This window comes from Bacteroides pyogenes DSM 20611 = JCM 6294, assembly GCF_000428105.1.
GTDB classification, from domain to species: Bacteria; Bacteroidota; Bacteroidia; order Bacteroidales; family Bacteroidaceae; genus Bacteroides; species Bacteroides pyogenes.
In genome coordinates, this window is sequence record NZ_ATZH01000047.1 from 1 (window position 1) to 23,289 (window position 23,289).

Below are 23,289 nucleotides of genomic sequence, written 5' to 3' on the forward strand. Positions count from 1 at the left end.
AACATTACGCTGGAAGTTCCCTATCGGCTGAATCAGAAGAACCGGAAAGAGCCCACATCATGGGCTTGCAAGCGGTTTAGAAAACGTATCGAAACCGTATTCTCCCAACTCAACGACACGCTTATGATGATACGAAATTACGCAAAGCAATCCTGCGGACTTTTCACCCGCATGGCAGCAAAGATTGCCGCTATGACTTTCATGCAATATGTCAATTACGCTAATCATCGTCCGATTGGAAAGATAAAATATTCGCTAATTTAATTCAACCAACGGGTGGATATATTTAAAAATAGAATACGATGAAGCTCAGACTGATTTTGGTGTCCTTTCTCTTTTTCTGCATGTTGCACGCCTATGCGGACGAAGGCATGTGGATGTTGGGAAGTTTAAAGAACAACAAGCGCACTGCAAGGACGATGAAAGAACTCGGCTTGCGCATGCCGGTGAAGAAACTCTATAACCCCGGCAAGCCGTCGCTGACGGACGCAGTGGTCAGCTTCGGAGGCTTTTGCTCCGGAGTGGTAGTGTCCGCAGACGGGCTTGTGTTCACCAATCACCATTGCGGCTTCAGCAGCATACAACAACACTCTTCGGTGGAGCATGACTATCTGAAGAACGGTTTTACGGCGCGTACGCTCGCCGAAGAACTGCCGAATCCGGAGTTGTATGTCCGTTTTCTGGTTCGTACGGAGGATGTTACCGCACGCGTACTGGGTGCTGCGCGGCTTTCGCGCACGGAGGCCGAGCGAACAGCGGCGGTGGACTCGATGCTGAATGTCATCGGTCGGGAAGTGTCCGAAAAAGACTCTACTCTTACGGGCGTAGTCGATGCTTATTATGCCGGAAACGAGTTCTGGCTTTCTGTTTACCGCGACTTCACCGACGTCCGTCTGGTATTCGCTCCTCCTTCTTCGGTAGGGAAATTCGGCTGGGATACCGACAACTGGATGTGGCCGCGCCATACGGGCGATTTCAGCGTATTCCGCATCTATGCCGACAAACATAATGCTCCCGCCGATTACTCGCCCGACAATGTTCCTTATCGTCCTGAATATGTAGCGCCTATCTCTCTGGACGGATACAGGGAGGGTTCTTTCTGCATGACTCTCGGCTATCCCGGCAGCACCGAGCGTTACCTCTCGTCATACGGCATTGAAGAGATGATGAACGGGGCTAACCAAGCCATGATTGACGTGCGCGGAGTGAAGCAGGCAATCTGGAAGCGGGAAATGGATCTTCGCCCCGACATACGCATCAGGTATGCTTCCAAATACGATGAGAGTTCCAACTATTGGAAGAACAGCATCGGAACCAACAAGGCTATCAGGCAATTGAAAGTGCTTGAAAAGAAAAGGCGGGCAGAATCCACTCTGCGCGAATGGATTCAGGCAAATCCGGGCGAAAGGGAGAAGCTGATGCGACTGTTCTCTACTCTGGAACTGAATTACGGCAATCGCCGTGAGACAGGTCGTGCTTTGGCTTATTTCGGCGAATCGTTTATGAATGGGCCGGAGTTGGTGCAGCTTGCGCTTGAAATTATGAACTTTGATTTCGGTGCGGAAGAGAAGTTGGTGCTGGCGCGTCTGAAGAAGTTGCTTGCCAAATACGATAATCTGGATCTGGCTATAGACAAGGAGGTGTTTGCTGCCATGATCGGCGAGTATCGCAGCAAAGTGGACGAGAAGTATCTTCCGCCCCTGTATGCCTGCATAGATACCGTGTACGGCGGTAATGCGCAGGCTTATGTCGATTCGCTATACGCCGCTTCGCAGATCACTTCTCCATCGGGATTGAAACGATTTCTGGAGCAGGACTCCACTTTTCAGATCTTCGATGACCCCGCCATTGCGTTGGGGTTAGACCTGATCGTGAAATACTACGATATGAGCCGAAGTATAGCGGAAGCTTCGGAGCAGATAGAGCAGTCGGAGCGGTTGCTCAATGCAGCTATGAGACGGATGTATGCCGATCGCGACTTCTATCCCGATGCGAACTTCACCATGCGGCTCAGCTTTGGGACGGTTTGCGGTTATTCTCCGTTCGATGGCGCTTCTTACAACTATCATACTACCGTGAAAGGAATTTTCGAGAAGGTGAAGGAGCATGCCGGTAATCTCGACTTTGCCGTTCAACCGGAGTTGTTGTCTTTGCTTTCAGCGGGAGACTTCGGCAAGTACGGCAACGGAAAGGGGGATATGAACGTCTGTTTTATATCGAACAACGACATTACGGGAGGAAACTCCGGCAGCGCCATGTTCAACGCTCGGGGAGAACTTATCGGTCTGGCGTTCGACGGTAATTGGGAAGCTATGAGCAGCGACATCGTTTTCGAGCCCATGCTGCAACGCTGCATCGGGGTGGATATACGCTACGTGCTGTTTATGATAGAGAAATACGGCAAGGCGGGCAACCTGATCCGGGAGTTGAAGTTACATTGACGAATTTCTTCGGGGTTTTACTGTATCCTTATCGGAGGGGATTCCGAATATTCGATTCTCGGAGAGGCTATATTTGTTTTTTTTGAGTTTCTCATACCATTCATGGGCGAAGTTTTGATGTTCGCTTCCTTTTAAGTTTACTGATGCGTTCTTTAAAAGATGGATTCCTGCGTGCGTGTAGTCAGCAGTTCCAACGCTTTCATGCCCATGATAGAGTTGCCTTTGGCGTTCAGTCGGGGGCTCCATACCGTTACTGAGTAGAGCCTTGGATGGATGGCGGCAATGCCCCCTCCGACTCCGCTCTTTCCGGGCAATCCTACTAAGTAGGAGAATTCTCCCGCTTCGTCATAGAAACCGCATGTCTGCATGATGGCGTTGATGCGCTTCACCTGCGAGGAGGTCAGATCGACACCATTGAAGCTGAACGGCGACCGGTGGTCGGCAAAGGGCAGGAATGCCCTCGAAAGCTCCGTGCAGCTCATCTCTACGGAGCATTGGAGGAAATAGAAGCGGAGAACGCTTTCGATATCGTTCTCCAGATTGCCGTAATATTTCAACAGATTGGCTATCGCCGCGTTGATGTAGCTCTTCTCGCGTTCAGATACAGCCGTTTCCCGGTTGTAGTCCACCGTGCGGCTGCCGCTGATGGAACGGATGAAAGCGATATAGTCTTCTTCCGGCGACGGCAGGTGAGACAACAGGATGTCTGCCAGTACGATGGCTCCGGCATTGATGAACGGATTGCGCGGATGCCCCTTTTCCACTTCCAGCTGAATGAGCGAGTTGAACGCTGTTCCCGAAGGCTCCTTGCCGATTCTTTTCCATAGGTCGCTTCCCAGGATGCTGAGGCACATGGAAAGGGCGAACACTTTCGTGATGCTCTGTATGGAAAAACGTGTGTCTGCCTGTCCCAACGTAAATGTCTCTCCCTCTGTGGTGGTGATACATATTCCGAAGCGGTCGGGATTTACCTGCGCCAATGCCGGTATGTAGTCCGCTACTTTTCCGTCTTTGGCATAAGGCTGTATCTCCCGGTAGATTTCAGAAAGTATTTGCTGGTAATCCATCGCTGTATGATATTGGTTCTACTTCTTTTTCCGGCGTGCCCATCCCTCTTCGCTGAAGTCGGGATCTTCGCCTTTGAAGAACTGTTTCCAGTCGTCTTTCTTCTTCGGGCCGCGCGCGCTGGTATATCCCCGTTCTTCGCGGCTGGGTTTTTCTTTCTTTCCTTCCTTCTTCGGTTCTTTCTTCGTTCTTTTCGGCGATTCTGCTTTGGGCGTGCTCTTGCTTCTGCCTTTGTCGCGGCTTTTCTCATTCTCTTCGCCCGCTACTTCGACTACTACTTTTCGTCCTCCCCATTTTGCCCGGTTCAGTGCTTTCAGAACGTTGTTCGTCTCTCGTTCGTCTACCTCGAAGAACGAGTAGTTCTGCATCAGGTCGATGCGTCCCAATTCGATGCGTCCGCGCGTGTTGTTGTTGAGCAGACTGATCAGTTCGTTCGGGAAGAAATGATCCGTTTTCCCCAGATTGATGAACAGACGGGTGAACCCCGCTTCCGCTTTACGGCTTCTTTTTTCGCGTCCCCCATCTTTCCGGTCACCACGGCTGTCGGAAGGCTGCTCTATCTCCGCACGTCCGCGATAATACTCGGAGAAGCGGTTGAATTCGTGCGACACCATCCGCTTGATCAAGTCCTCTTTGCTCAGCCATTCCAGTTTGCGGTAAATCTCCGGCATGAAGTCGGCGATCTCTTCCTCGTTCACTTTCACCTTCTCAAGGTCGTCTATCACTTTAATCAACTGCTTCTGGCAGATTCCGGCGGCTGTCGGCATTTCTCCGGCAATGAACTTCTTGCCGATGATGCGTTCTATCTGGCGCATCTTGCCTTTTTCGCGCAGGTTGATGATGGCGATGGATGTTCCCGTCTTTCCCGCACGTCCCGTACGTCCGCTACGGTGCGTATAGCTTTCCGTGTCATCGGGCAACCCGTAGTTGATTACGTGCGTCAGGTCGTCTACGTCGAGGCCGCGCGCCGCTACGTCGGTGGCAACCAGCAGTTGCAGGTTGCGGATGCGGAACTTCTGCATCACCGTGTCGCGCTGTGCCTGAGAGAGCTCTCCGTGCAGCGAGTCGGCATTATAGCCCTCCTGCATCAGCTTGTCTGCAATCTCCTGCGTCTCTTTGCGGGTGCGGCAGAAGATGATGCCGTATATCTGCGGGTAATAGTCGACGATACGTTTCAGTGCTTCGTACTTGTCTTTCGCCTGCACGGTGTACACCACGTGCTTCACGTTGCTCGTGCCTTCGTTTTTGCGTCCGATGGTAATTTCCTTCGCGTCGTGCAGGTACTTCTTCGAGATGCGTGCGATTTCCGGACTCATGGTGGCTGAGAACAGCAACGTGTTCCGTTCTTCGGGCACATCGGCGAGAATGGCGTTGATGCTGTCGGTAAAGCCCATGTTCAGCATCTCGTCCGCTTCGTCCATCACCACGTTGCAGACGGTGGAGAGGGAAACCGTTTTCCGCTCCATCAGGTCGAGCAGTCGTCCCGGTGTGGCAACGATAATGTGCACACCTCTTTTGAGGCTGCGTATCTGGCTGTCGATGGAAGAGCCGCCGTACACGGGCAGCACTTTCAGTCCGTCGATGTATTTGGAGTAATCGTTCAGGTCGCCCGCTATCTGAAGGCAAAGCTCGCGGGTGGGGCAAAGGATCAGAGATTGGGGAACCCGCTTCTCTATATCTACCTGCTGCAATAGAGGCAGACCAAAGGCGGCTGTTTTGCCGGTTCCTGTCTGTGCAAGAGCTACTACATCATTATTTTCTCCTAAAAGGTACGGAATCACTTCCTCTTGTACCGGCATGGGATTCTCATATCCCATTTCTTCAATTGCTTTGCGTATCTCCGGAGAAACACCAAGCTCTTCAAATGTCTTCATTAAATCTCTGTATATCTTTTATTTCGGGCGCAAAGATAGATAAATTATTTGAAAATCAGAGGGTACAGGGCGGAGATTTGAATGCCGAGAGTGAAAAAAATGACGGAGAGGTGGGAATGTATGGCTGAAAGCAGTGTAAGTATGCCTCATACGTATTTTGCCTCTTCACTTGCTCCATGTTGTCTTGCTCCATGCACAGCCTTGAGCTTCAACAGCCGTTCGGGTATGCCTCCCCACGTACACTTTGTCTTCCTCCATGTTGTCTTGCTCCATGTGCAAGCCTTGAGTTTCGATCGGTCAATATCCAACGAGCGGGCGTTGCCTGTCGGTTTGCTTCATTCGCGTTTTCAGTCTTCGGTCAATAAAATGCTTCGCAAACGTTTTATTTCTTCTTTCGAAAGCCCGATACCCTTTTCCAGATAGTTTCTCACATTTCCGTATTCGCTTTCTATCTGCTCTTTGGCTGCGTTCAGAAAATCCTCTTTTGCCGAGTAGATGGTGGTGATGGCTTCCTGTGAATGGGGCGGCAGTTGATAAGCGTACTTGGAAACGTCGGGGATGTTGAAGAAGTCGTTGCTTAGCCGGTAGTCTTTCATGATAATGTCATCGTCTACTCCCAAAGAAGCGAGCAGTAGGGCGGAAAATACTCCCGTACGTCCCTTGCCCGATGTGCAGTGAATCACGGCAGGGTAGCAGTTGCGGTCGAGTAAAATCGTGAACAATCTCCTGAATTCTTTCCGGTAATTGGTTACCAGTCCCCGGTTTATCTGTTCTATCGAGCGATAGATGGTATCCGCCTTTATCTTCCCTTCGCGGACTCCCTGCAGAAGATAATCTATGTTCCCGGTAGGAAGAGGGATGTGTACCATGTTGAACCCTTCTTTGTGCAGCGAAGTGGTGGCGGGACGCTCTTCGTCGGAACGCAGGTCGATCACTGTCCGTATTCCCATATTCTTGAGCTCTTGTATGGCATAAGGCGTGATGTCTTCTATTTGGGCCGACCGGTATATCATGCCCCAATGCACAGCCTTGCCCGTTTCGAACGACGGGTATCCTCCCAAGTCGCGAAAGTTTTGAACACCGGGAATGTTGATGTTGCGGGTGGCTGTCTTAATCCGGTATTTGTTGTCGAAAACCATCAGGTAATAGTAGCGTTGGGCGGGATCGTCGGGAATGATTGTGATTTTCTCGCCCGAGATAGGAGCTATGGTTACAGGAATACGTTCAGCGATGAAATCGGGAGTGGTGGAGGCATAGACTTTGACTAATCCTTTCAATGCAGGTTTCACCTCCCATTTAATGATGCAGTTGCCTACACTGTTTTCTTCGCAAACCACGGTTATATTGGGGCGATTGTCTGTACATGAAGTCAGAAGCAGTAAAACGGTAAGCCGGCTCAGAAGGTTCTTGCGCATAAAAGTATGTTTGTTTGGTTCATCTCTATTGCGCAAAGATAGAAATTACCGGCAAAACCGGTAATTTCGGACTGATTATTAGCCAAAGTTAATAGATATATTCTTTTCTTTTCAATCATCCGGAGTAGCTGCGGGCAAAATCCAAGGACACCGAATTGTTGTAACTGCGACAAACTTCGGCGGCAAAATCTTTCGCGCACTGAATCACTTTGTCCCAGATCGCTTCACTCAGATTATCCAGATCGCGGTATCGGACATCATATTTCAGCAGTCCGTATATCAACCCTGCGTTGAAGTTATCGCCTGCTCCGATGGTGCTGACGGCTTCCAATGGTTCTACCGGATACTCTTTGCTCACGGTATTGCTGCGGAGTGATATGCTGTCGCTGCCTGCGGTGCAGATGAATCGGGGGCAATAAAACTTGATTTTGTCTTTGTATATCCGGTCTGCGTCGCGCATGCCGTACATGTAGAAGAAGTCTTCCGCCGAACCGCGTACGATATCGGCGTATTCGAGGTTTTCGATAATGGTGGGCGCCAGCTTCATAGCCTCGTCTTTATGTGAAGACCGGAAATTCGGATCGTAATAAATGATGGCTTTCTTCTCGCGAGCCTGATCGAGCAGCTCCAGTATCTTGTCACGGAGAACCGGATTGAGAGCATAGTATGAGCCTACCATCACGATGTCGTCTTCTTGTAAGACAGGATAAATCACATCCAGACGCTGTTTGGGATAATCCTTGTAGAATATATATTCCGCATCGTTTTGCTCGTTGAGAAAAGCAAGCGATACGGGCGATTTCCCGTCGGGGAACACGTTTACGTGTTCGGTAGGCACATGATTCTCGCGCATGAATTGCAGAATAGTGTTTCCTACGCGGTCGTTTCCCGTCTCGCTGATGAAATTCACATTCACTCCCATGCGTCCCAGAGACACGATGCCGTTTAACACCGATCCGCCGGGAACGGCTACCGAAGGCTGCCCTCCTCGAAAGACGATATCGAGAATAGTTTCTCCGATTCCTACTACTTTTCGCATAGCGATCTTGATTTTTCTCCCAGATATCCTCCGTGATGACGCTTGGAGTATTCGCCGATCGTGAATCCGGTCTGTTTCATCGTTTGCACCACCAATATATCTCCGATTACGGTCATGGCAGTGGTCGATGTAGTGGGAGTCATTCCCAGAACGCAGACTTCTGTAGGGTGCCCTGTGCTGAGGCATACATCCGACTCGTGTGCCAAGGGGCTATCCGGATTTCCGGTGATGACGATGAACTTTAAATTCGGATTCAGGTTGTGCGCCAATTGGGTAAGTTCTACAATTTCACGTGTCTTGCCGGAATTGGAGATCAACAGCAACAGGTCGTTTTCTTGCAAAATGCCGAGGTCGCCGTGTTGCGCTTCGCTCGGGTGCAAAAAGACTGACGGTATGCCGGTAGAGCAGAAAGTGGTCGCAATGTTCATGGCGATCTGCCCCGCTTTTCCCATGCCGGAAGTTACCAGCTTCCCTTTCTTTCGGTGTACCTGTTCTACAATCAGCGCCACAGCTTTTTCATAAGCGTCGGTCACAGGAATATTGAGCACGGCTTGTGCTTCCTGTTGCAAGAGTTGTTTAATCGATTCTATCATTGGTTCAATTTATTTTTTCAATCAGTTCTTCGAAAGAGTTGGCTATTTCATAGTAAGAAGAAAAGGGCTTGCGTGCAAATCCTTTGGTTTCTATGGTTCGGAGAGCTTCAAGCAGCGGGGTATAGAACCCGTGCTCGTTGTAAAAGATCACCTTTTTGGAATGATAGCCCAATGAAGCGGCAGCCATTACGTGGAAGATTTCATCGAGCGTACCGACTCCGCCGGGAAGCGCTACCAGCACATCCGACTTTTCCGTAAGCACGTCTTTCCTGTCGCTCAGATTATGCGTGTGTATTACTTCATCCAACAGTGTGCTTACCCTTCCCTTCTCTTCCAGTCTGGAGGGAACTACACCGATTACTTTGCCTCCGTTTTCTTTCACGGCAGCGGCCACGCACTCCATCAGCCCAAGGTTAGCGCCTCCGTATACCAGCGTTTTGTTGTTTTGTCCCATCCATTGCCCGATTCTGCGAGCACTGTCGAAGAACATTTTGTCAATATTTTCAGAGGCGGAACAGAATATTCCAATATTTCTCATATACACTGTTGTTGTTATAGCCTACAAATATCTGCAATTTTCTATAAACAGCAATAAGTTTTGTTGTATTTTTGCAGCATTAATTCATCAAGAAGATAGGAATCAATGCAATTAAACCAATATACATTGCCCAACGGGCTCCGTATCATTCACAGGCCCATTGTTTCGAAAGTGGCTTATTGTGGTTTTGCGATAGACGCAGGCACGCGCGACGAAGCGGAGGATGAGCAGGGAATGGCTCATTTTGTAGAACATCTTATATTTAAAGGAACCGAGAAGAGAAAGGCTTGGCACATTCTGAACCGCATGGAGAACGTGGGAGGGGATTTGAACGCTTACACTAATAAGGAGGAAACAGTGGTGTATGCCGCTTTCCTTTCGGAACATCTGGAACGGGCGGTGGAGTTGCTGGGAGACATTGTGTTTCATTCCACCTTTCCGCAGCAGGAAATCGATAAGGAAACCGAGGTGATTATCGATGAGATACAGTCGTACGAAGATACTCCTTCGGAATTGATATTTGATGATTTTGAAGATCTTATTTTTCGCGATCATCCTCTGGGAAGAAATATTCTGGGCCGTCCCGATTTGTTGAGAAGCTTTCGTACGGAGCATGTTCTTGCGTTTACCCGCCGTTTTTATCAACCGGCAAACATGGTCTTTTTTGTTAGCGGACAGATGGACTTCAAGAAAGTACGCCGGTTGGCGGAAAAACACTTTATGGAACTTCCTTGTCTGCAAATCTCTAATCATCGGAATCCGCCTCCTCTTTACGTGCCGCAGCGTCAGGTTCTTTCCAAAGATACCCATCAGGCGCATGTGATGATGGGCAGTCGGGGTTACAATGCTTATGATGATAGACGTACCGCACTTTACCTGCTCAACAATATTCTGGGCGGGCCCGGCATGAACAGTCGCCTGAACGTGTCGTTGCGTGAAAGGCGCGGACTGGTTTATACCGTAGAGTCTAACCTTACCTCGTATACCGATACAGGAGCCTTTTGCATTTATTTCGGTACCGACCCCGAAGATCTGTCTACTTGTCTGAGGTTGACACACAAAGAGCTGAAGCGGCTACGCGATGTGAAATTAACCCCTTCGCAATTGGCGGCTGCCAAGAAGCAACTGATCGGCCAAATTGGAGTGGCTTCGGATAATCACGAGAATAATGCTTTGGGAATGGCGAAGACTTTCCTCCATTATAATAAAATTGAATCTCCGGAAGAGGTTTTCAAACGGATTGAGGCGCTGACGTCAGAACAACTGCTGGAGGTGGCGAATGAAATGTTTGCGGAAGAGTATCTTTCTACATTGATTTACCGGTAAAGGTAGAAGATGTGAAATGAAGATGAAAATCTTTTGAAAAGCTTTTGTCGATGACTTACTTCTCCCGAATTGTTTTTATCTTTGTTTTATTCTTTTACCTCAAGGATTAATTTCATCTCGTTTAGACCGGAATGAGATATGAATACCTTTTAGTGAGACTAAAAGCGGATAGAGTGATGGGATTGTTAACAGAAGTGTGTCTTTGTGTTTTTTAGAGTAATACTATGAGATATTTATTTGTTATCTTGTTTGGAACCTTGTCTATATCTTTATTTGCATCACCGTCTTATAATGAAGAGATAGAAAGGCTTTTATCGAAGCTGGATTCTTTGATTATGCAAAAAGACTATTTTACGGCAACTAAAGAGGCTAAGATAAGAGAGTTGTATAAAAAACGGCAGCATGTTCGTACACGCGAAGAAAGCTATTGGCTCAATAAAATGTTTTATGATGAGTACTATGTATATAACTCCGATTCGGCCTTGGCTTATGTAGAGCGAAACTTGGCGATTGCCTACGAATTAAATAATAAAGAGTGGCGGGCCGAATGGAAAATAAAAAAATCGTTCTTGCTTTCTGCTACGGGAATGTTGACTGAGGCTTTAAAAGAATTAAAAAACATATCCAAGGAAGAGCTTACAGCTGAACTGCAAGTAGAGTATTACGGTCAAATGATGTATCTCTATTCCCACTTTGGACAATATTCGGGCGACGACAATGTGAATCTTCGCGAAGGATACTATCAGAAAGAACTTCTTTACCGGGACTCTATTTATGAGGTTATAACTCCGGAGGACCCCTATTTTTTATGGTATAAAGGATGGCGGTTTCGAGAGACCAATGGGGCAAAGGAAACTATAGAACAGTTGAAAGCTGTAGTAGATCAATCTCCTTTAGAAACTCGGCGAGATGCCATGAATGCTTATGTCTTGGCTGTGTTGTTCCGTGATCAGCAGCAATGGAATGACTATCTGAAATATATGATTTATTCGGCAATGGCCGACATACGTGCTGTCAATAAAGACATTGCTTCATTGGAAGAGCTTTCCGCATCATTGTATGAAATGGGCGATATTGATCATGCCTATACTTATATCAATTATTGTTTGCAAAATGCTCAATTGTATCGTAACCGCATTCGCGTATTAGGAATTTCCAAAATACAAGATAAAATCCATCGTGCTTATCAGGAACGTAACCGGCAGCAAGAAGAGCGGTTACATTCTTTTCTGGTGATGGTCAGTGTACTTTCTGTCGTACTCCTGATCGCTTTTTTCTATATATTCAGGCAGATGAAGCGTTTGTCCGCTTCGCGTTCGCAACTCAATAAGAGTAATCAGCTGTTGAATGTTCATGTAGAAGAATTATCCGAAACTTATCGCCGTTTGGCTGATGTCAACAACCAACTCCAATCTCTCAACGAACAACTGAAGGATACTAACAGGCAACTTCGGGAGTCGAATTATGTGAAGGAGGAGTATATTGGCTATGTGTTCGCTATTTGTTCAAACTATATCAGCAAGCTGGATGAATTTCGGAAAAATATCAACCGAAAGATAAAAGCTAACAGGGTAGAAGAAGTGAAAATATTGACGGATACGCCCTCTATGGCTCAAAACGCGCTAAAAGAATTTTATCATAACTTTGATGCCATTTTTCTACATGTTTACCCCGATTTTGTCAGCGATTTTAATGCTTTGTTGCACCCCGAAGAACAAATTGTGTTGAAAGAGGGAGAGCTGCTGAATACTGAGCTGCGTATTTATGCTTTGGTACGCTTGGGTATTAATGATAGCGTGAAGATTGCTGAGTTTCTTCATTGCTCTCCGCAAACAGTTTATAACAACAGATTGAAAACGCGCAATAAATCTATTATTCCCAAAGAGGAATTTGCCAATACTGTACGCTCATTAGGTACAATGCAGATATAAAACTTTGTTTTTTGTTGCTGCTCGAGCGAAAAAAGCAACTTTTAAAAGCGATTCTTCGAATTGTCAGAATCGCCGGGCGGGTATTTTCTTTTTAGAGATAAGAAATTACAGGAAATATTGATCCTTGAAATTCGGAACAATTGAAAGCTGATGTTTATTTAAGGAAAAATTGAAGTATTGATGATCGTTTTCCCCGGGTATTTATAAAATATGGATTGTGTTTTAAACAGTTGTTCGTCTTTCGGTTGTGTTTTATTCGTCTCTCATTCGGCAGACGAATAGAACACAACCGAAAGACGAATGGAACGCGAACGGCAGACGAAGAATTTGTGCTATAAAAAATCTAAGCTGTTACAGTGGGAGAGGTTATGTTTGTCTTGCATGTCTCTTATTATAGAGAAAAGTCTATGTTTCTTTCCTTTTATCACTGAAAAAGTTTCCTTTTTGCGAGTGCTATTTAATCATAATACTTTTGTATTCAGTTGTTTATTGCTTTTATGGACTTACTTCCTTTGGTTACTTGCATATATAATGTGTTTCTTCTTGTTCTATCTTTGTATAGTTGTAAATAGACAGAATTAAATTGTTAACTTTTAAATTTTTTATTTATTATGATAAACAGTTCAAAGCAAATACGAGGAATTGAACGTCTGTTGCTTACAGTCTTGCTGTTTGTTTTTTCTATGCAAGTCTTCGCTCAGCGAATCATAGCGGTAAGGGGAAATGTGACGGATGAGACCGGAGAGGCGGTTATTGGTGCAAGCGTCTCAATAAAAGGTACGGCGCATGGAGCTATTACTGATCTTAATGGAGATTTCTATATCTCGAATGTGGCTGAAGGATCTGAGGTTGAGGTTTCTTATGTAGGATTCATAACCCAGTCTAAAAAAGTTGTTGGTGATCAACGGCTTGTTTTTGTCTTGAAACAGGATGTTGGATTGTTGGAAGAGGTTGTTGTAGTAGGATACGGAGTTCAGAAGAAAAGTGTGGTAACTGCTTCTATCGCTAAAGTCTCGGCGAACGATTTGGCGACTACCTCTCCGGTGCGCATGGATAATGCCTTGAAAGGGTTAGCCTCCGGAGTTACAGTCACCTCTTCCTCAGGCCAACCCGGAGCAGCAGCGCGTATCCGCGTGCGTGGTATCGGTACTATAAACAATTCCGATCCGCTTTATATCGTAGACGGTATGCCCATAGAGGGAGGGCTGGATTATTTGAATCCGAATGATATCCAGTCTATCGAGGTTTTGAAAGATGCGGCTTCAGGTGCTGTATATGGAGCTCGTGCTGCCAACGGAGTTATTCTGGTAACGACCAAAACAGGTAAAACAGGCAGGACAAAAGTAGTGTATGACTTCTCTTATGGATGGCAAAATGCATGGAGAAAACGTGATGTGTTGAATGCTTCGGAGTATGCTCTGATGATAAATGAGGGTTATATTAATGCAGGTTTAGCTCCTAAGTACAATGACCCTTACTCTCATGGAGCAGGGACCGACTGGCAGAAAGAGGTGTTCAATGACAATGCTCCCGTCATGAATCATCAAGTGAGTGTGAGCGGTGGAGGTGAAAAAATTGGTTTTTTGTTTTCTGCCGGATATTATACGCAGGATGGTATTGTGGGAGGTAATTTCAGGCGGTCTAATTATGAACGTCTTACATTGCGTAGTAATACTGTTTACACTATTATGGATGAATCTGAAAACCGAAATTGGCTGAATAATCTCAAGATAACTTCTAATCTCTCTTATGCCCGCATCAAAGCCACGGGAATCGAAACGAATTCTACTTGGGGGTCGCCTTTAGGGTCTGCATTAGCATTATCGCCACTACTGACGGTTTATGACGAAACGAAAGAGGCGATTGAAGCTCAGTTCAATAAATATTCCGGAACATCTGACTATACACCCGGATACGACCCGCGTAACGGAAAGCTGTTCAGTATCCCGGGATCCGAATTTGGAGAGATGACCAACCCGATAGCCAATCTGTCTTTGCCCGGAGCTAAGAACTGGAGCCATAAGTTTGTGGCAAACTTCTCGGCAGAACTGCAACTGTGGGATCAGTTGAAGTTTAAGACTTCTTATGGAGCAGACCTTGCTTTTTGGGGAAATGATGGTTATACTCCTATTTATTATCTGAGAAACGGAGGTTCGTCCGTGCGGTCTACCGCTTATTCGGAAAAACACGATGGAACGATGTGGCAGTTGGAGAATGTACTGATGTATGACAAAACGATCGATAAACACTCTTTCTCTGTCATTCTGGGGCAATCGGCCAAAAAGAATTCAGGCTCTTATCTTTGGGGATCGCGCAATCATATTATTAATTATAGCCGACCTTACATCAGCGCAAGTAGCGGATTGGCCGAAAACGGTGATCGCGATTCAGCAGGAGCACCCTCCGAAGTGGCGACTCTGGCTTCGCTTTTTGCCCGTGCCAGCTATAACTACGATGAACGCTACATGCTTCAGGTTACTGTACGCCGCGATGGTTCTTCGCGCTTTGGCCCCAACAATCATTACGCTGTCTTTCCTTCTTTTTCCTTGGGATGGAATGTGACGAACGAAAAGTTTATGCAAAAGCGACCCGATTGGCTGGCCTCTGCAAAACTTCGTTTTTCCTGGGGTAAAAACGGGAATGAAAATATCGGCAACTTTAGATATACCGTGTTGACTTCAACTGGGAATAACGCTATTTTCGGAGTCAATGAGAAGTTGACTAACGGTGTAAAAGCCAGCGGACTTGCCAATCCTGACTTGAAGTGGGAAGAGTCGGAACAGCTTGATTTCGGACTTGATTTGGGTTTCTTTAATAATGCGTTGACTTTTACTGCCGATTATTACAGAAAAACAACAAACGGAATGTTGATGACAATGAATATTCCTTCTTATGTAGGAGAGTCGAAGCCGATAGGCAATGTGGGTAAAATGAGAAATAGCGGTCTTGAGATGGAGGCTGCCTATAAATTCCGCTTATCTGACTGGAATTTCCGAATTGGTGGTAATTTGACTTATTTGAAGAATCGGTTGATTGAATACGGAAATGATTCCGGATGGGCGAATCTCGATTCTTTTCATGGAACAGGCTCTATTAGTCGCGCTGAAAATGGTAAACCCTTTCCATATTTCTATGGATACAAGACGGCTGGTGTATTCCAGAATATGAATGAGGTAGATGCATATACCAATGCCGAAGGGAAACTCCTGCAGCCCAAAGCAGTTCCGGGTGATGTGCGCTTTGTAGATGTAGATGGAAATGGATTGATTGATGCGGACGACCGTACGGATATCGGAAAGGGAATGCCCGACTGGACTTTCGGACTGAATCTGAGCGTCAATTGGAATAATTTCGATTTCAGTATGATGTGGCAGGGTACCGTGGGCAATGATGTGTTTGATGCTACCCGCCGTACCGACATATCTTCAACCAATCTGCCCTCGTGGATGTTGAACCGTTGGACGGGCGAAGGGACTTCCAATCGCATCCCTCGCTTCATGGTGGGCGATAACATTAACTGGCAATCTTCCGATCTTTATGTATACGATGGCAGCTATTTGCGGTTGAAGAACATCCAACTGGGCTATACCTTGCCTGCATTTCTGACAAAGAAGGCATTTATCTCTTCATTGCGTATATATGTGGCTGCGGAAAACCTGTTCACGTTTACCAAATATCATGGATTCGATCCGGAGATATCATCGGGCGGGACATCACTTGGTATCGATTATGGCGTATATCCGCAAGGAAAGGTTTGGACAGTTGGAGCCAATCTGACGTTTTGATTTATCACACAATAAAACTGAAGAATTATGAAAACATATAAGTATATAATGACAGGAGGCTTGATGCTTGCTTTTATGGTAACCGGATGTGCCGATTCTTTTTTGGAAGTATCCTCGCCTACAGATGAATCTATTGAAAGTTATTTTACTACAGACGAACATATTCAGGAAGCCGTAGTTGCTGCGTATGATCCGTTGCATTGGCCAGATTGGGGAATGGGTGAATATAACCCGGTCAATATTATGAGCGACATCATGGCTGACGACTTCTGGGTTGGTGGTCAGGATAAAACGGACAATCAGAAGTGGCACTTGATGATGAACTACGAGGCCATTCCAAGTAATGTAATTTCGGGTTTGTGGACGGAAGCTTATAGTGGTGTAAAGCGCTGTAACGATGTTATCACTTATCTGGGTTGGGCAAAGGATGTGACTGAAGAAAGACATGCTTACTACAAAGCGCAGGCAATAGCGTTGCGTGTGTTCTATTACAATTGGCTGTGGAAGTTCTGGGGGAATATCCCTTACTTCGACACCAATCTCACCACCCCTTATTTGGCAGAGCAGTATCCGGCAGAACGGGTGTATGAGAAATTGGTAACCGATCTGGAAAGTGTGATTGCTTTGAATGCTCTCCCGATGAAAGAGAAAGCCGAAAACTATGGTCGTGTGACAAAAGCGATGGTATATATGCTTTATGCCGAGATTGTCATGTATCAGAATGATGAATCCCGTTTTGCCAAAGCCTTGCAATATATGCAGGAGATTATTAATAGCGGAGCATATGATTTGGTGGAAAATTATGCAGATATATTTAAAGAGTCGGGAGAGTGGGGGATAGAGTCGATTTTTGAGATCAACTATAAAGATAACGATGCTATTCGAGACTGGGGAAACCCTTTGGCTGCAGGCGGTACTGTATTGCCAACTTTGGTTAGTCCGCATAGTTGGCCTGATGGAACCCATGGTCACGATCAGGGATGGGGATTCTGTCCGGTACGAGTGGAAACTTATGAACGGTATGCAAAGGATGACGCCCGCCGTGACGCTACATGCTGGAATGCCGGTGCATTAGGTGTGAATTACAATAAACGTTATCAAGACACAGGCTTCTTCTTGGAGAAATATGCTGCGTTGACAGGCAATAACGTCGATCAGAAAGCCAGTGCGCAGTTGAATTGGAATAATAATTTACGCATCTATCGTTTTTCCGAAACATTACTGAATGCTGCAGAACTCATCGTTCGTGGAGCGGGAACGGGCAATGCAAAGGAATATTTGAATCGCGTGCGTAATCGTGCCGGATTGAAAGGAGAAGCGGGGCCTACTATGGATAACATTATTAAAGAAAGACATTTGGAATTTGTCGGTGAAGGTAAGCGTTACTGGGATTTGATACGTACGGGGAAAGCAGCTACGGTACTTGTGCCCGATCAGTACGGATATCGCACGAACACGTGGAGCAACAACAAGAAGTATCTATGTATTCCGCAAAGTGAGATTGACGCTGCGCAAGGTACGTTGGTCCAGAATAATTATTAACCATTAAAAAAGCAAGAGATGAAACGAATATATCGTTATTTAAGTATTTTATTGGTGAAGGTACTGGTATTTACTGCATGCTCGCCGGTGGATTTCACCCATCCTTCGGAAACTGGTTTACCACTGGCATCCGATATTAGTGTAGAGGTTACGGTCGATCAGGAAACAAATCAAGTGACGTTTTCTATGAATGAAATGAAAGGTTGTATCCCTTTTTGGACTTTTGACAAGAGTGAAAAGAAAGATAAAGGGTATTCCACACAGTTCAAATTTACGAAGGTTTATTCAAAAGCCGGAGTTTATTCGGTAGAGGCAAGATTGATGAATGCTAACGGCATCAGTGACGGAGTGGTAATAAAAGAGTTTACAATAAATAACACGCTGGTCAATTTTGATGAGTATATTGCAAAGATTTCAGGAAAGGAATGGAGAGTGGCAAGCGCGGAAGCCGGTCATCTGGGTTGCGGAGAATCCGGAAGCGAAGGATTGGGATGGTGGATGGCCCAGCCCGACGAGAAAGCTGCTAAGGGAATCTATGATGACCGTCTGATCTTTGGAACAGATATGAGTTATAGTTATAATCCCGGTGAAGGCGGCACGGTTTATGTCAACAAAGGCTGCACACTTTTCCCCGAATATGCTCCTGATTTGACGGAAGATTATATGGCTTCTGTAGCTGTACAGAACACGACCTATGCTTTTGATGTTGATGGAGAAGATGTGTACATCACTTTTCCTTCAAAAACACTTTTTCCTTATGTTGCCAACGACGAGATATATACATCTCCCCGTTATAAGATTGTAGGTATTACGCCTTCCAGACTGGAGTTGATTTCAGATAATGGCAGTATTGCATGGCACTATATTCTGACAAGCGCCGAAGTCGAAAAACCTGCCGGATATGATCCGGATCATGCTTGCAACCTGTGGAAGTCTGCGACAATTACCAATGATTTCTGGTTTGCCGATGCTAATTGGACACCTATTGAGAATCCCGGGTTTGAAGCAAACGGAAACTCGTATAAAATTACAATGCCGGTAGCTACGGTTCAAACGTGGCAGGCACAAGTAAAGTTCTTTACGGATATAGCGACTAATGCCGTTACAAACTATGATTTTTCTGTCGTTTTCAATGCGAATAAAGCTCATAAAAATGTTACCGTAAAACTGGTGAAGCATGGTGGTGGAGACAATGATAATATTTACTACTTCGTAGAAAATGTTTCTTTAAAAGCTTATGAGGACTATGTTTTTATAAAGACAGATATGCCCGGTATTGACATGGATAAGGTAGATTTGGTTCTTGATTTCGGTGGAAATGCAGAGGGTACAGAAGTTTTCGTGAGTCGTGTGGTTCTGAAAGAACATGCTTGTGATGACGGCACTGTCGTGGAAGAGCCCGAAGAGGATGGTGTGAACTGGAACCAAGCTTCTGCCTGCAACCGTTGGAACGTTGCAAGTATTACGAATACTTTCTTTTATGCCGATGCCAACTGGACTCCCTATTCCGAAGCGCCTAGCTTTGAGGTCAAGGATCATATTTATAAGGTGACATTGCCTTTGGCTACCGTACAGATGTGGCAGGCACAAGTCGCTTTTCATACAAACTTGGATGCCATTACCGTGACGGATTATGATTTTCGTTGTGTGCTTAACTCCAGTAAGAGTCTGAAAGGAGTCACTGTAAAATTGGTGCACAGGAATGGAGATGATGGGACAGACAATGCCGGTAATTTCTTTTTTGACAAAAAAGTGGACTTGACTGCGTATGAGGATTTCGTATTCAAAATGCCGGCGATAAGAGCGGCTAAAGATATGGACAGAGTTTCTCTGGTATTTGATTTCGGAGGAAATCCCGAAAATACCGAAGTTACCATAAGCGGTATCATCTTTAAAGAGTCGGTATGTAATGAATAAGTGTGGATTTATGGGGACGATCAATATATGCGATTGTGTGTTTCCCCTTGTTTGAAACTATTGATATGAAGAAAATGAATTTGTTATTTGGGGTTTTGACTTTACTTTCTGCAAGCTGTGGAGATAAAGAGAGTGAAGGAGTGTTTACAGATAAAGATTTGACGTGTACTCCCTCTGAAATTAGTGTGGATTGTCTGTCGAACAGTGTTACGGTAAATGTAACGGCAATTCGTGAGTGGACCGTATATAGTGATGAAGATTGGATCAGTTGCCATCCGACAGGGTCTATTGACCCTCAAGGAACTGTTACTGTAACTGTTTCTCCCAATCAGGAAACAGAAGTGAGAGAGGGTAAAGTCGTTGTAAAGTCCGGAAAGAGCCGGATAGCAATTCCTGTCCGTCAGGGAGGGAAGCCTGAAGCTCTTCCGGATCCGGATATTCAAGTTCCTGAAGGATATAAACTGGTGTGGCAGGATGAGTTTAATGATAAAGGCATTTCTACGCCCGATGAATCGCTCTGGTGGTATGAGAATGGTGCCGGTGGCTGGGGAAACAATGAATTGCAAACTTATATTCCGGCTAAGCTAAATGGAGAAGTTTGTGCGAAAGTAGACAAGGGAACCTTGAAAATTATCGCTAAAAAAGTGGGTAGTGAGGTTTATTCCGTTCGTATGAATACGATAAAAAGCTGGAAATACGGTTATTTCGAAGCTCGTTTGAAACTTCCCGTTGGAAAAGGCACTTGGCCTGCTTTCTGGATGATGCCGAAGAACTTTACTGCATGGCCTGATGATGGGGAAATAGATATTATGGAAGAAGTTGGTTATCACCCTAATTATGTCTCTTCGTCTATTCACTGTAAGGCTTATAACCATTCGATAGGTACGCAGAAAACAAGAGAGATTTTGCTGCCTACCGCTCAGCAAAAGTTCCATGTGTATGCATTGGAGTGGACAGAGGATTTTATTCGTACTTATGTGGATGGGAAAGAACTGTTCTTCTTTGAGAACGATAAGAAGAACAATAAAAATACCTGGCCCTTCAATACTCCTTTTTATTTGAAATTGAATCTGGCTTGGGGAGGAAACTGGGGTGGTGCCCAGGGGGTTGACGAATCGTGCCTGCCTGCTACCTATGAGATAGATTATGTACGTGTGTTTCAAAAAAAATAAATTAAAAGAAGATGATAAAGTTTGGCAAACCTTTATCTATTTGCCTGTGCTTGCTTGCAGTTTGGGCTTGTGTTCCGAAGGCGGCTAAGGAAGAAGATAAAGAAATAGAAAACAGAGTAGAGGCTTTGCTGGCCAAGATGACTTTGCAAGAGAAAATCGGTCAGATGAATCAAATGAACTATTCCGGTAATGTGGAAGAGATTGTCGGATTGATTAAAGAGGGGAAAATAGGCTCTTTATTGAATCTCACAGATCCGGAATTAGTCAACAAGTTACATGAAATAGCCTTGAAAGAGTCTCGTTTGAAGATTCCGGTGCTGATTTCCCGGGATGTGATCCACGGATATAAAACAATCTTTCCCATTCCGTTGGGACAAGCTGCTACGTTCAATCCTGAGATAGTCGAACAAGGGGCTCGTATAGCAGCGGTTGAGGCTTCATCCGATGGAATTCGATGGACTTTTGCACCTATGGTCGATCTTTCGAGAGATCCGCGTTGGGGGCGTATAGCCGAAAGTTTTGGTGAAGATCCGTTGATGAATGCGGTAATGGGAGAGGCGATGATCCGTGGTTTTCAAGGAGAGAAATTAAGCGATCCTTCTGCCATAGCTGCATGCGCTAAACATTTCGTAGGATATGGGGCTGCAGAAGCTGGTAAAGATTATAACTCGACATTCATTCCGGAGCGATTGCTGAGGAATGTCTACTTTCCGCCTTTCGAAGCGGCAGCTAAAGCTAAGTGTGCCACGTTTATGGTTTCTTTCAACGATAATGACGGAGTACCTTCTACCGGAAACTCATTCATATTGAAAGATGTACTTCGTGATGAGTGGAAATACGATGGAATGGTTGTTACCGATTGGGCATCGGCAACGGAAATGATAGCGCATGGATTTTGCAAAGACAGGAAACAGGCGGCTGCCATAGCTGTTAATGCTGGCGTGAATATGGAAATGGTGAGTGGTGCTTTCATAGAGAATCTGGAGGCGTTGGTGGATGAGAAAAAAGTTTCAATTACCACGATAGATGATGCTGTTCGTAATATTTTGCGATTGAAATTTCGGTTAGGCTTATTCGAAAACCCTTATGTTGTTACTCCTCAGGCCGTGAAGTACACAGACGTGCATTTGGAAAAAGCTAAGGAAACCGCAGAGCAGTCGGCTATTTTGCTGAAGAATGCAGACAACGTTTTGCCTCTGAGTGAGAAAGTGCGTACTATCGCTGTTGTGGGGCCGATGGCGGATGCTCCCCACGACCAGCTCGGAACATGGTGTTTTGATGGTGAGAAGAACCAGACACAGACTCCTTTGAATGCCTTACGCAAACTGTATGGAGATAAAATCCGAGTGATTTACGAACCGGGACTGATGTATAGCCGCGATAACAATAAGGCGGATTTCCATAAGGCGATTGCCGTTGCCCGTCAGGCTGATGTAGTTGTAGCCTTTGTTGGTGAAGAGTCCATTTTGTCGGGCGAGGCACATTCACTGGCCGACTTGAGTTTACGCGGTGCACAGTCCGATTTGATTACAGCTTTGGCTCAGACAGGCAAGCCTCTTGTAACTGTGGTGATGGCGGGGCGTCCGCTTACCATTGGTAAGGAGGTAGATGAGTCTGCTGCTGTTTTATATATGTTTCATCCGGGCACGATGGGTGGTCCCGCCATTGCCGACTTGCTTTTCGGCAAGGCTGTTCCCAGTGGTAAGACTCCCGTAACATTTCCAAAGATGGTGGGACAGGTACCGGTTTATTATGCGCATAATCGTACTGGACGCGCTCCCACCGGGGAAGAAACATTGATTGACAATATTCCTTTGGAAGCAGGACAAACTTCGCTGGGATGTACTTCTTTCCACATGGATGCGGGGTTTGGCCCTTTGTTCCCGTTCGGTTACGGATTGTCGTACACAGCATTTGCGTACAGTAATTTAAAGCTCTCCGCAGCAAAGTTAAATACTCGGGATACGTTAACGGTTCGTTTCGAACTTGCCAATACGGGTAAGTATACGGGTGTAGAGATCGTACAGTTGTACGTGCGAGATCATGTCGGTTCAGTTGCTCGCCCGGTGAAGGAGCTGAAAGGATTCCAGCGCGTTTCTTTGGAGCCGGGAGAGCATAAAACTCTCATTTTCACGTTACCGATTGAGAATCTGGCTTTTTGGAATCGGGACATGAAGAAGGTCGTGGAGCCCGGAGACTTTACTTTATGGGTAGGAACGAATAGTGAGGAAGGACTTTCGGCAGATTTCGAAGTGATCGAATGATTCAGGATGCATTTTGGAGAGGGTGTGTCAAAACAAAAATGATCATTCCGAAAAGTTACAGATTGTAACTGCCAAACTTAAAAGAGCCGTATCGAACTCTGTTTCGAGTAATGATACGGCTCTTTCTCTTGCTTTTTAGGATGCTCAAGTTTCAGATTAAAAGTTCTTCTTTGGTTTAATTTAGTTTTGACACATTTACATTTGCAGTATTAAATATCCCAATAAAAATATAAGTGTATATTTGAAAAGAAGAGTTGCAGTGAACTAACTTTGACACTAGTCTTAAATGACTATAGGCTGAATCAGACTGCAACTCTCTTAATCGGAGAACCTAGCCAGTTAGAATTGTAGGCTCACGACCTAATAAATGTATTAGCTGTTTCTCCT

The 23,289-nt window shown here is 45.6% G+C and carries 14 protein-coding genes and 1 pseudogene; 9 read left to right on the top strand and 6 right to left on the bottom strand.

Features of this window, described 5'->3' with window-relative positions:
* Positions 1 to 264, top strand: a pseudogene (locus C234_RS17685) (IS982 family transposase); the annotation flags it as partial.
* 38 nt (positions 265 to 302) lie between these two features.
* Positions 303 to 2,441 carry a S46 family peptidase gene (locus C234_RS0111740; protein WP_027325927.1) on the top strand — a complete coding sequence of 713 codons (2,139 nt, stop codon included), beginning with the start codon at positions 303 to 305 and terminating at the stop codon, positions 2,439 to 2,441.
* A 152-nt stretch (positions 2,442 to 2,593) separates the two neighbouring features.
* Here the strand turns inward: C234_RS0111740 and C234_RS0111745 are convergent, their stop codons facing one another.
* From C234_RS0111745 to C234_RS0111775, 6 genes are all read right to left on the bottom strand, one after another.
* Positions 2,594 to 3,508: a glutaminase gene (locus tag C234_RS0111745; RefSeq protein WP_027325928.1), complete on the bottom strand. Its 915-nt coding sequence runs from the start codon at positions 3,506 to 3,508 to the stop codon at positions 2,594 to 2,596.
* 18 nt (positions 3,509 to 3,526) lie between these two features.
* Positions 3,527 to 5,380, bottom strand: coding sequence for a DEAD/DEAH box helicase (locus C234_RS0111750; protein WP_027325929.1), 1,854 nt, complete (start codon positions 5,378 to 5,380; stop codon positions 3,527 to 3,529).
* A 347-nt stretch (positions 5,381 to 5,727) separates the two neighbouring features.
* Entirely contained in the window at positions 5,728 to 6,795 is a 1,068-nt protein-coding gene (locus C234_RS0111755; protein WP_027325930.1) for a tyrosine-protein phosphatase, read from the bottom strand.
* A gap of 115 nt (positions 6,796 to 6,910) precedes the next feature.
* Positions 6,911 to 7,834: a carbohydrate kinase family protein gene (locus C234_RS0111765; protein ID WP_027325931.1), complete on the bottom strand. Its 924-nt coding sequence runs from the start codon at positions 7,832 to 7,834 to the stop codon at positions 6,911 to 6,913.
* Positions 7,822 to 8,427 carry an SIS domain-containing protein gene (locus C234_RS0111770; protein ID WP_027325932.1) on the bottom strand — a complete coding sequence of 202 codons (606 nt, stop codon included), beginning with the start codon at positions 8,425 to 8,427 and terminating at the stop codon, positions 7,822 to 7,824. The genes C234_RS0111765 and C234_RS0111770 overlap by 13 nt, the downstream gene beginning before the upstream one ends.
* A gap of 4 nt (positions 8,428 to 8,431) precedes the next feature.
* Positions 8,432 to 8,965, bottom strand: a complete 534-nt coding sequence (locus tag C234_RS0111775) for an LOG family protein (protein ID WP_027325933.1) — start codon at positions 8,963 to 8,965, stop codon at positions 8,432 to 8,434.
* Between the two features lie 105 nt (positions 8,966 to 9,070).
* Here C234_RS0111775 and C234_RS0111780 point away from each other — a divergent pair, with 105 nt between their 5' ends.
* The 7 genes from C234_RS0111780 to bglX all read left to right on the top strand — a co-directional run bounded on the left by C234_RS0111780 (position 9,071) and on the right by bglX (position 22,902).
* Positions 9,071 to 10,291 carry a M16 family metallopeptidase gene (locus C234_RS0111780; protein WP_027325934.1) on the top strand — a complete coding sequence of 407 codons (1,221 nt, stop codon included), beginning with the start codon at positions 9,071 to 9,073 and terminating at the stop codon, positions 10,289 to 10,291.
* A gap of 224 nt (positions 10,292 to 10,515) precedes the next feature.
* Entirely contained in the window at positions 10,516 to 12,222 is a 1,707-nt protein-coding gene (locus C234_RS0111785) for a DUF6377 domain-containing protein (RefSeq protein ID WP_027325935.1), read from the top strand.
* Between the two features lie 611 nt (positions 12,223 to 12,833).
* Positions 12,834 to 16,007: a SusC/RagA family TonB-linked outer membrane protein gene (locus C234_RS0111790; protein ID WP_034538406.1), complete on the top strand. Its 3,174-nt coding sequence runs from the start codon at positions 12,834 to 12,836 to the stop codon at positions 16,005 to 16,007.
* 27 nt (positions 16,008 to 16,034) lie between these two features.
* Positions 16,035 to 17,549, top strand: a complete 1,515-nt coding sequence (locus C234_RS0111795) for a RagB/SusD family nutrient uptake outer membrane protein (protein ID WP_027325937.1) — start codon at positions 16,035 to 16,037, stop codon at positions 17,547 to 17,549.
* Between the two features lie 18 nt (positions 17,550 to 17,567).
* Positions 17,568 to 19,466, top strand: coding sequence for a hypothetical protein (locus C234_RS0111800; protein WP_027325938.1), 1,899 nt, complete (start codon positions 17,568 to 17,570; stop codon positions 19,464 to 19,466).
* Between the two features lie 65 nt (positions 19,467 to 19,531).
* The gene (locus tag C234_RS0111805) at positions 19,532 to 20,638 is read left to right on the top strand and encodes a family 16 glycosylhydrolase (protein ID WP_027325939.1); all 1,107 of its coding nucleotides are present in this window, start codon (positions 19,532 to 19,534) and stop codon (positions 20,636 to 20,638) included.
* Between the two features lie 11 nt (positions 20,639 to 20,649).
* The gene (gene bglX, locus C234_RS0111810) at positions 20,650 to 22,902 is read left to right on the top strand and encodes a beta-glucosidase BglX (RefSeq protein WP_211231532.1); all 2,253 of its coding nucleotides are present in this window, start codon (positions 20,650 to 20,652) and stop codon (positions 22,900 to 22,902) included.
* Positions 22,903 to 23,289: the final 387 nt, after the last annotated feature.

What these genes read in the sequence shown, in the direction of transcription:
- C234_RS0111795 (WP_027325937.1), top strand. Translation starts at nt 16,035, where the DNA reads ATGAAAACATATAAGTATATAATGACAGGAGGCTTGATGCTTGCTTTT.
- C234_RS0111750 (WP_027325929.1), bottom strand. Translation starts at nt 5,380, where the DNA reads ATGAAGACATTTGAAGAGCTTGGTGTTTCTCCGGAGATACGCAAAGCA.
- C234_RS0111800 (WP_027325938.1), top strand. Translation starts at nt 17,568, where the DNA reads ATGAAACGAATATATCGTTATTTAAGTATTTTATTGGTGAAGGTACTG.
- C234_RS0111765 (WP_027325931.1), bottom strand. Translation starts at nt 7,834, where the DNA reads ATGCGAAAAGTAGTAGGAATCGGAGAAACTATTCTCGATATCGTCTTT.
- C234_RS0111790 (WP_034538406.1), top strand. Translation starts at nt 12,834, where the DNA reads ATGATAAACAGTTCAAAGCAAATACGAGGAATTGAACGTCTGTTGCTT.
- C234_RS0111775 (WP_027325933.1), bottom strand. Translation starts at nt 8,965, where the DNA reads ATGAGAAATATTGGAATATTCTGTTCCGCCTCTGAAAATATTGACAAA.
- C234_RS0111740 (WP_027325927.1), top strand. Translation starts at nt 303, where the DNA reads ATGAAGCTCAGACTGATTTTGGTGTCCTTTCTCTTTTTCTGCATGTTG.
- C234_RS0111780 (WP_027325934.1), top strand. Translation starts at nt 9,071, where the DNA reads ATGCAATTAAACCAATATACATTGCCCAACGGGCTCCGTATCATTCAC.
- C234_RS0111770 (WP_027325932.1), bottom strand. Translation starts at nt 8,427, where the DNA reads ATGATAGAATCGATTAAACAACTCTTGCAACAGGAAGCACAAGCCGTG.
- C234_RS0111805 (WP_027325939.1), top strand. Translation starts at nt 19,532, where the DNA reads ATGAAGAAAATGAATTTGTTATTTGGGGTTTTGACTTTACTTTCTGCA.
- bglX (WP_211231532.1), top strand. Translation starts at nt 20,650, where the DNA reads ATGATAAAGTTTGGCAAACCTTTATCTATTTGCCTGTGCTTGCTTGCA.
- C234_RS0111755 (WP_027325930.1), bottom strand. Translation starts at nt 6,795, where the DNA reads ATGCGCAAGAACCTTCTGAGCCGGCTTACCGTTTTACTGCTTCTGACT.
- C234_RS0111745 (WP_027325928.1), bottom strand. Translation starts at nt 3,508, where the DNA reads ATGGATTACCAGCAAATACTTTCTGAAATCTACCGGGAGATACAGCCT.
- C234_RS0111785 (WP_027325935.1), top strand. Translation starts at nt 10,516, where the DNA reads ATGAGATATTTATTTGTTATCTTGTTTGGAACCTTGTCTATATCTTTA.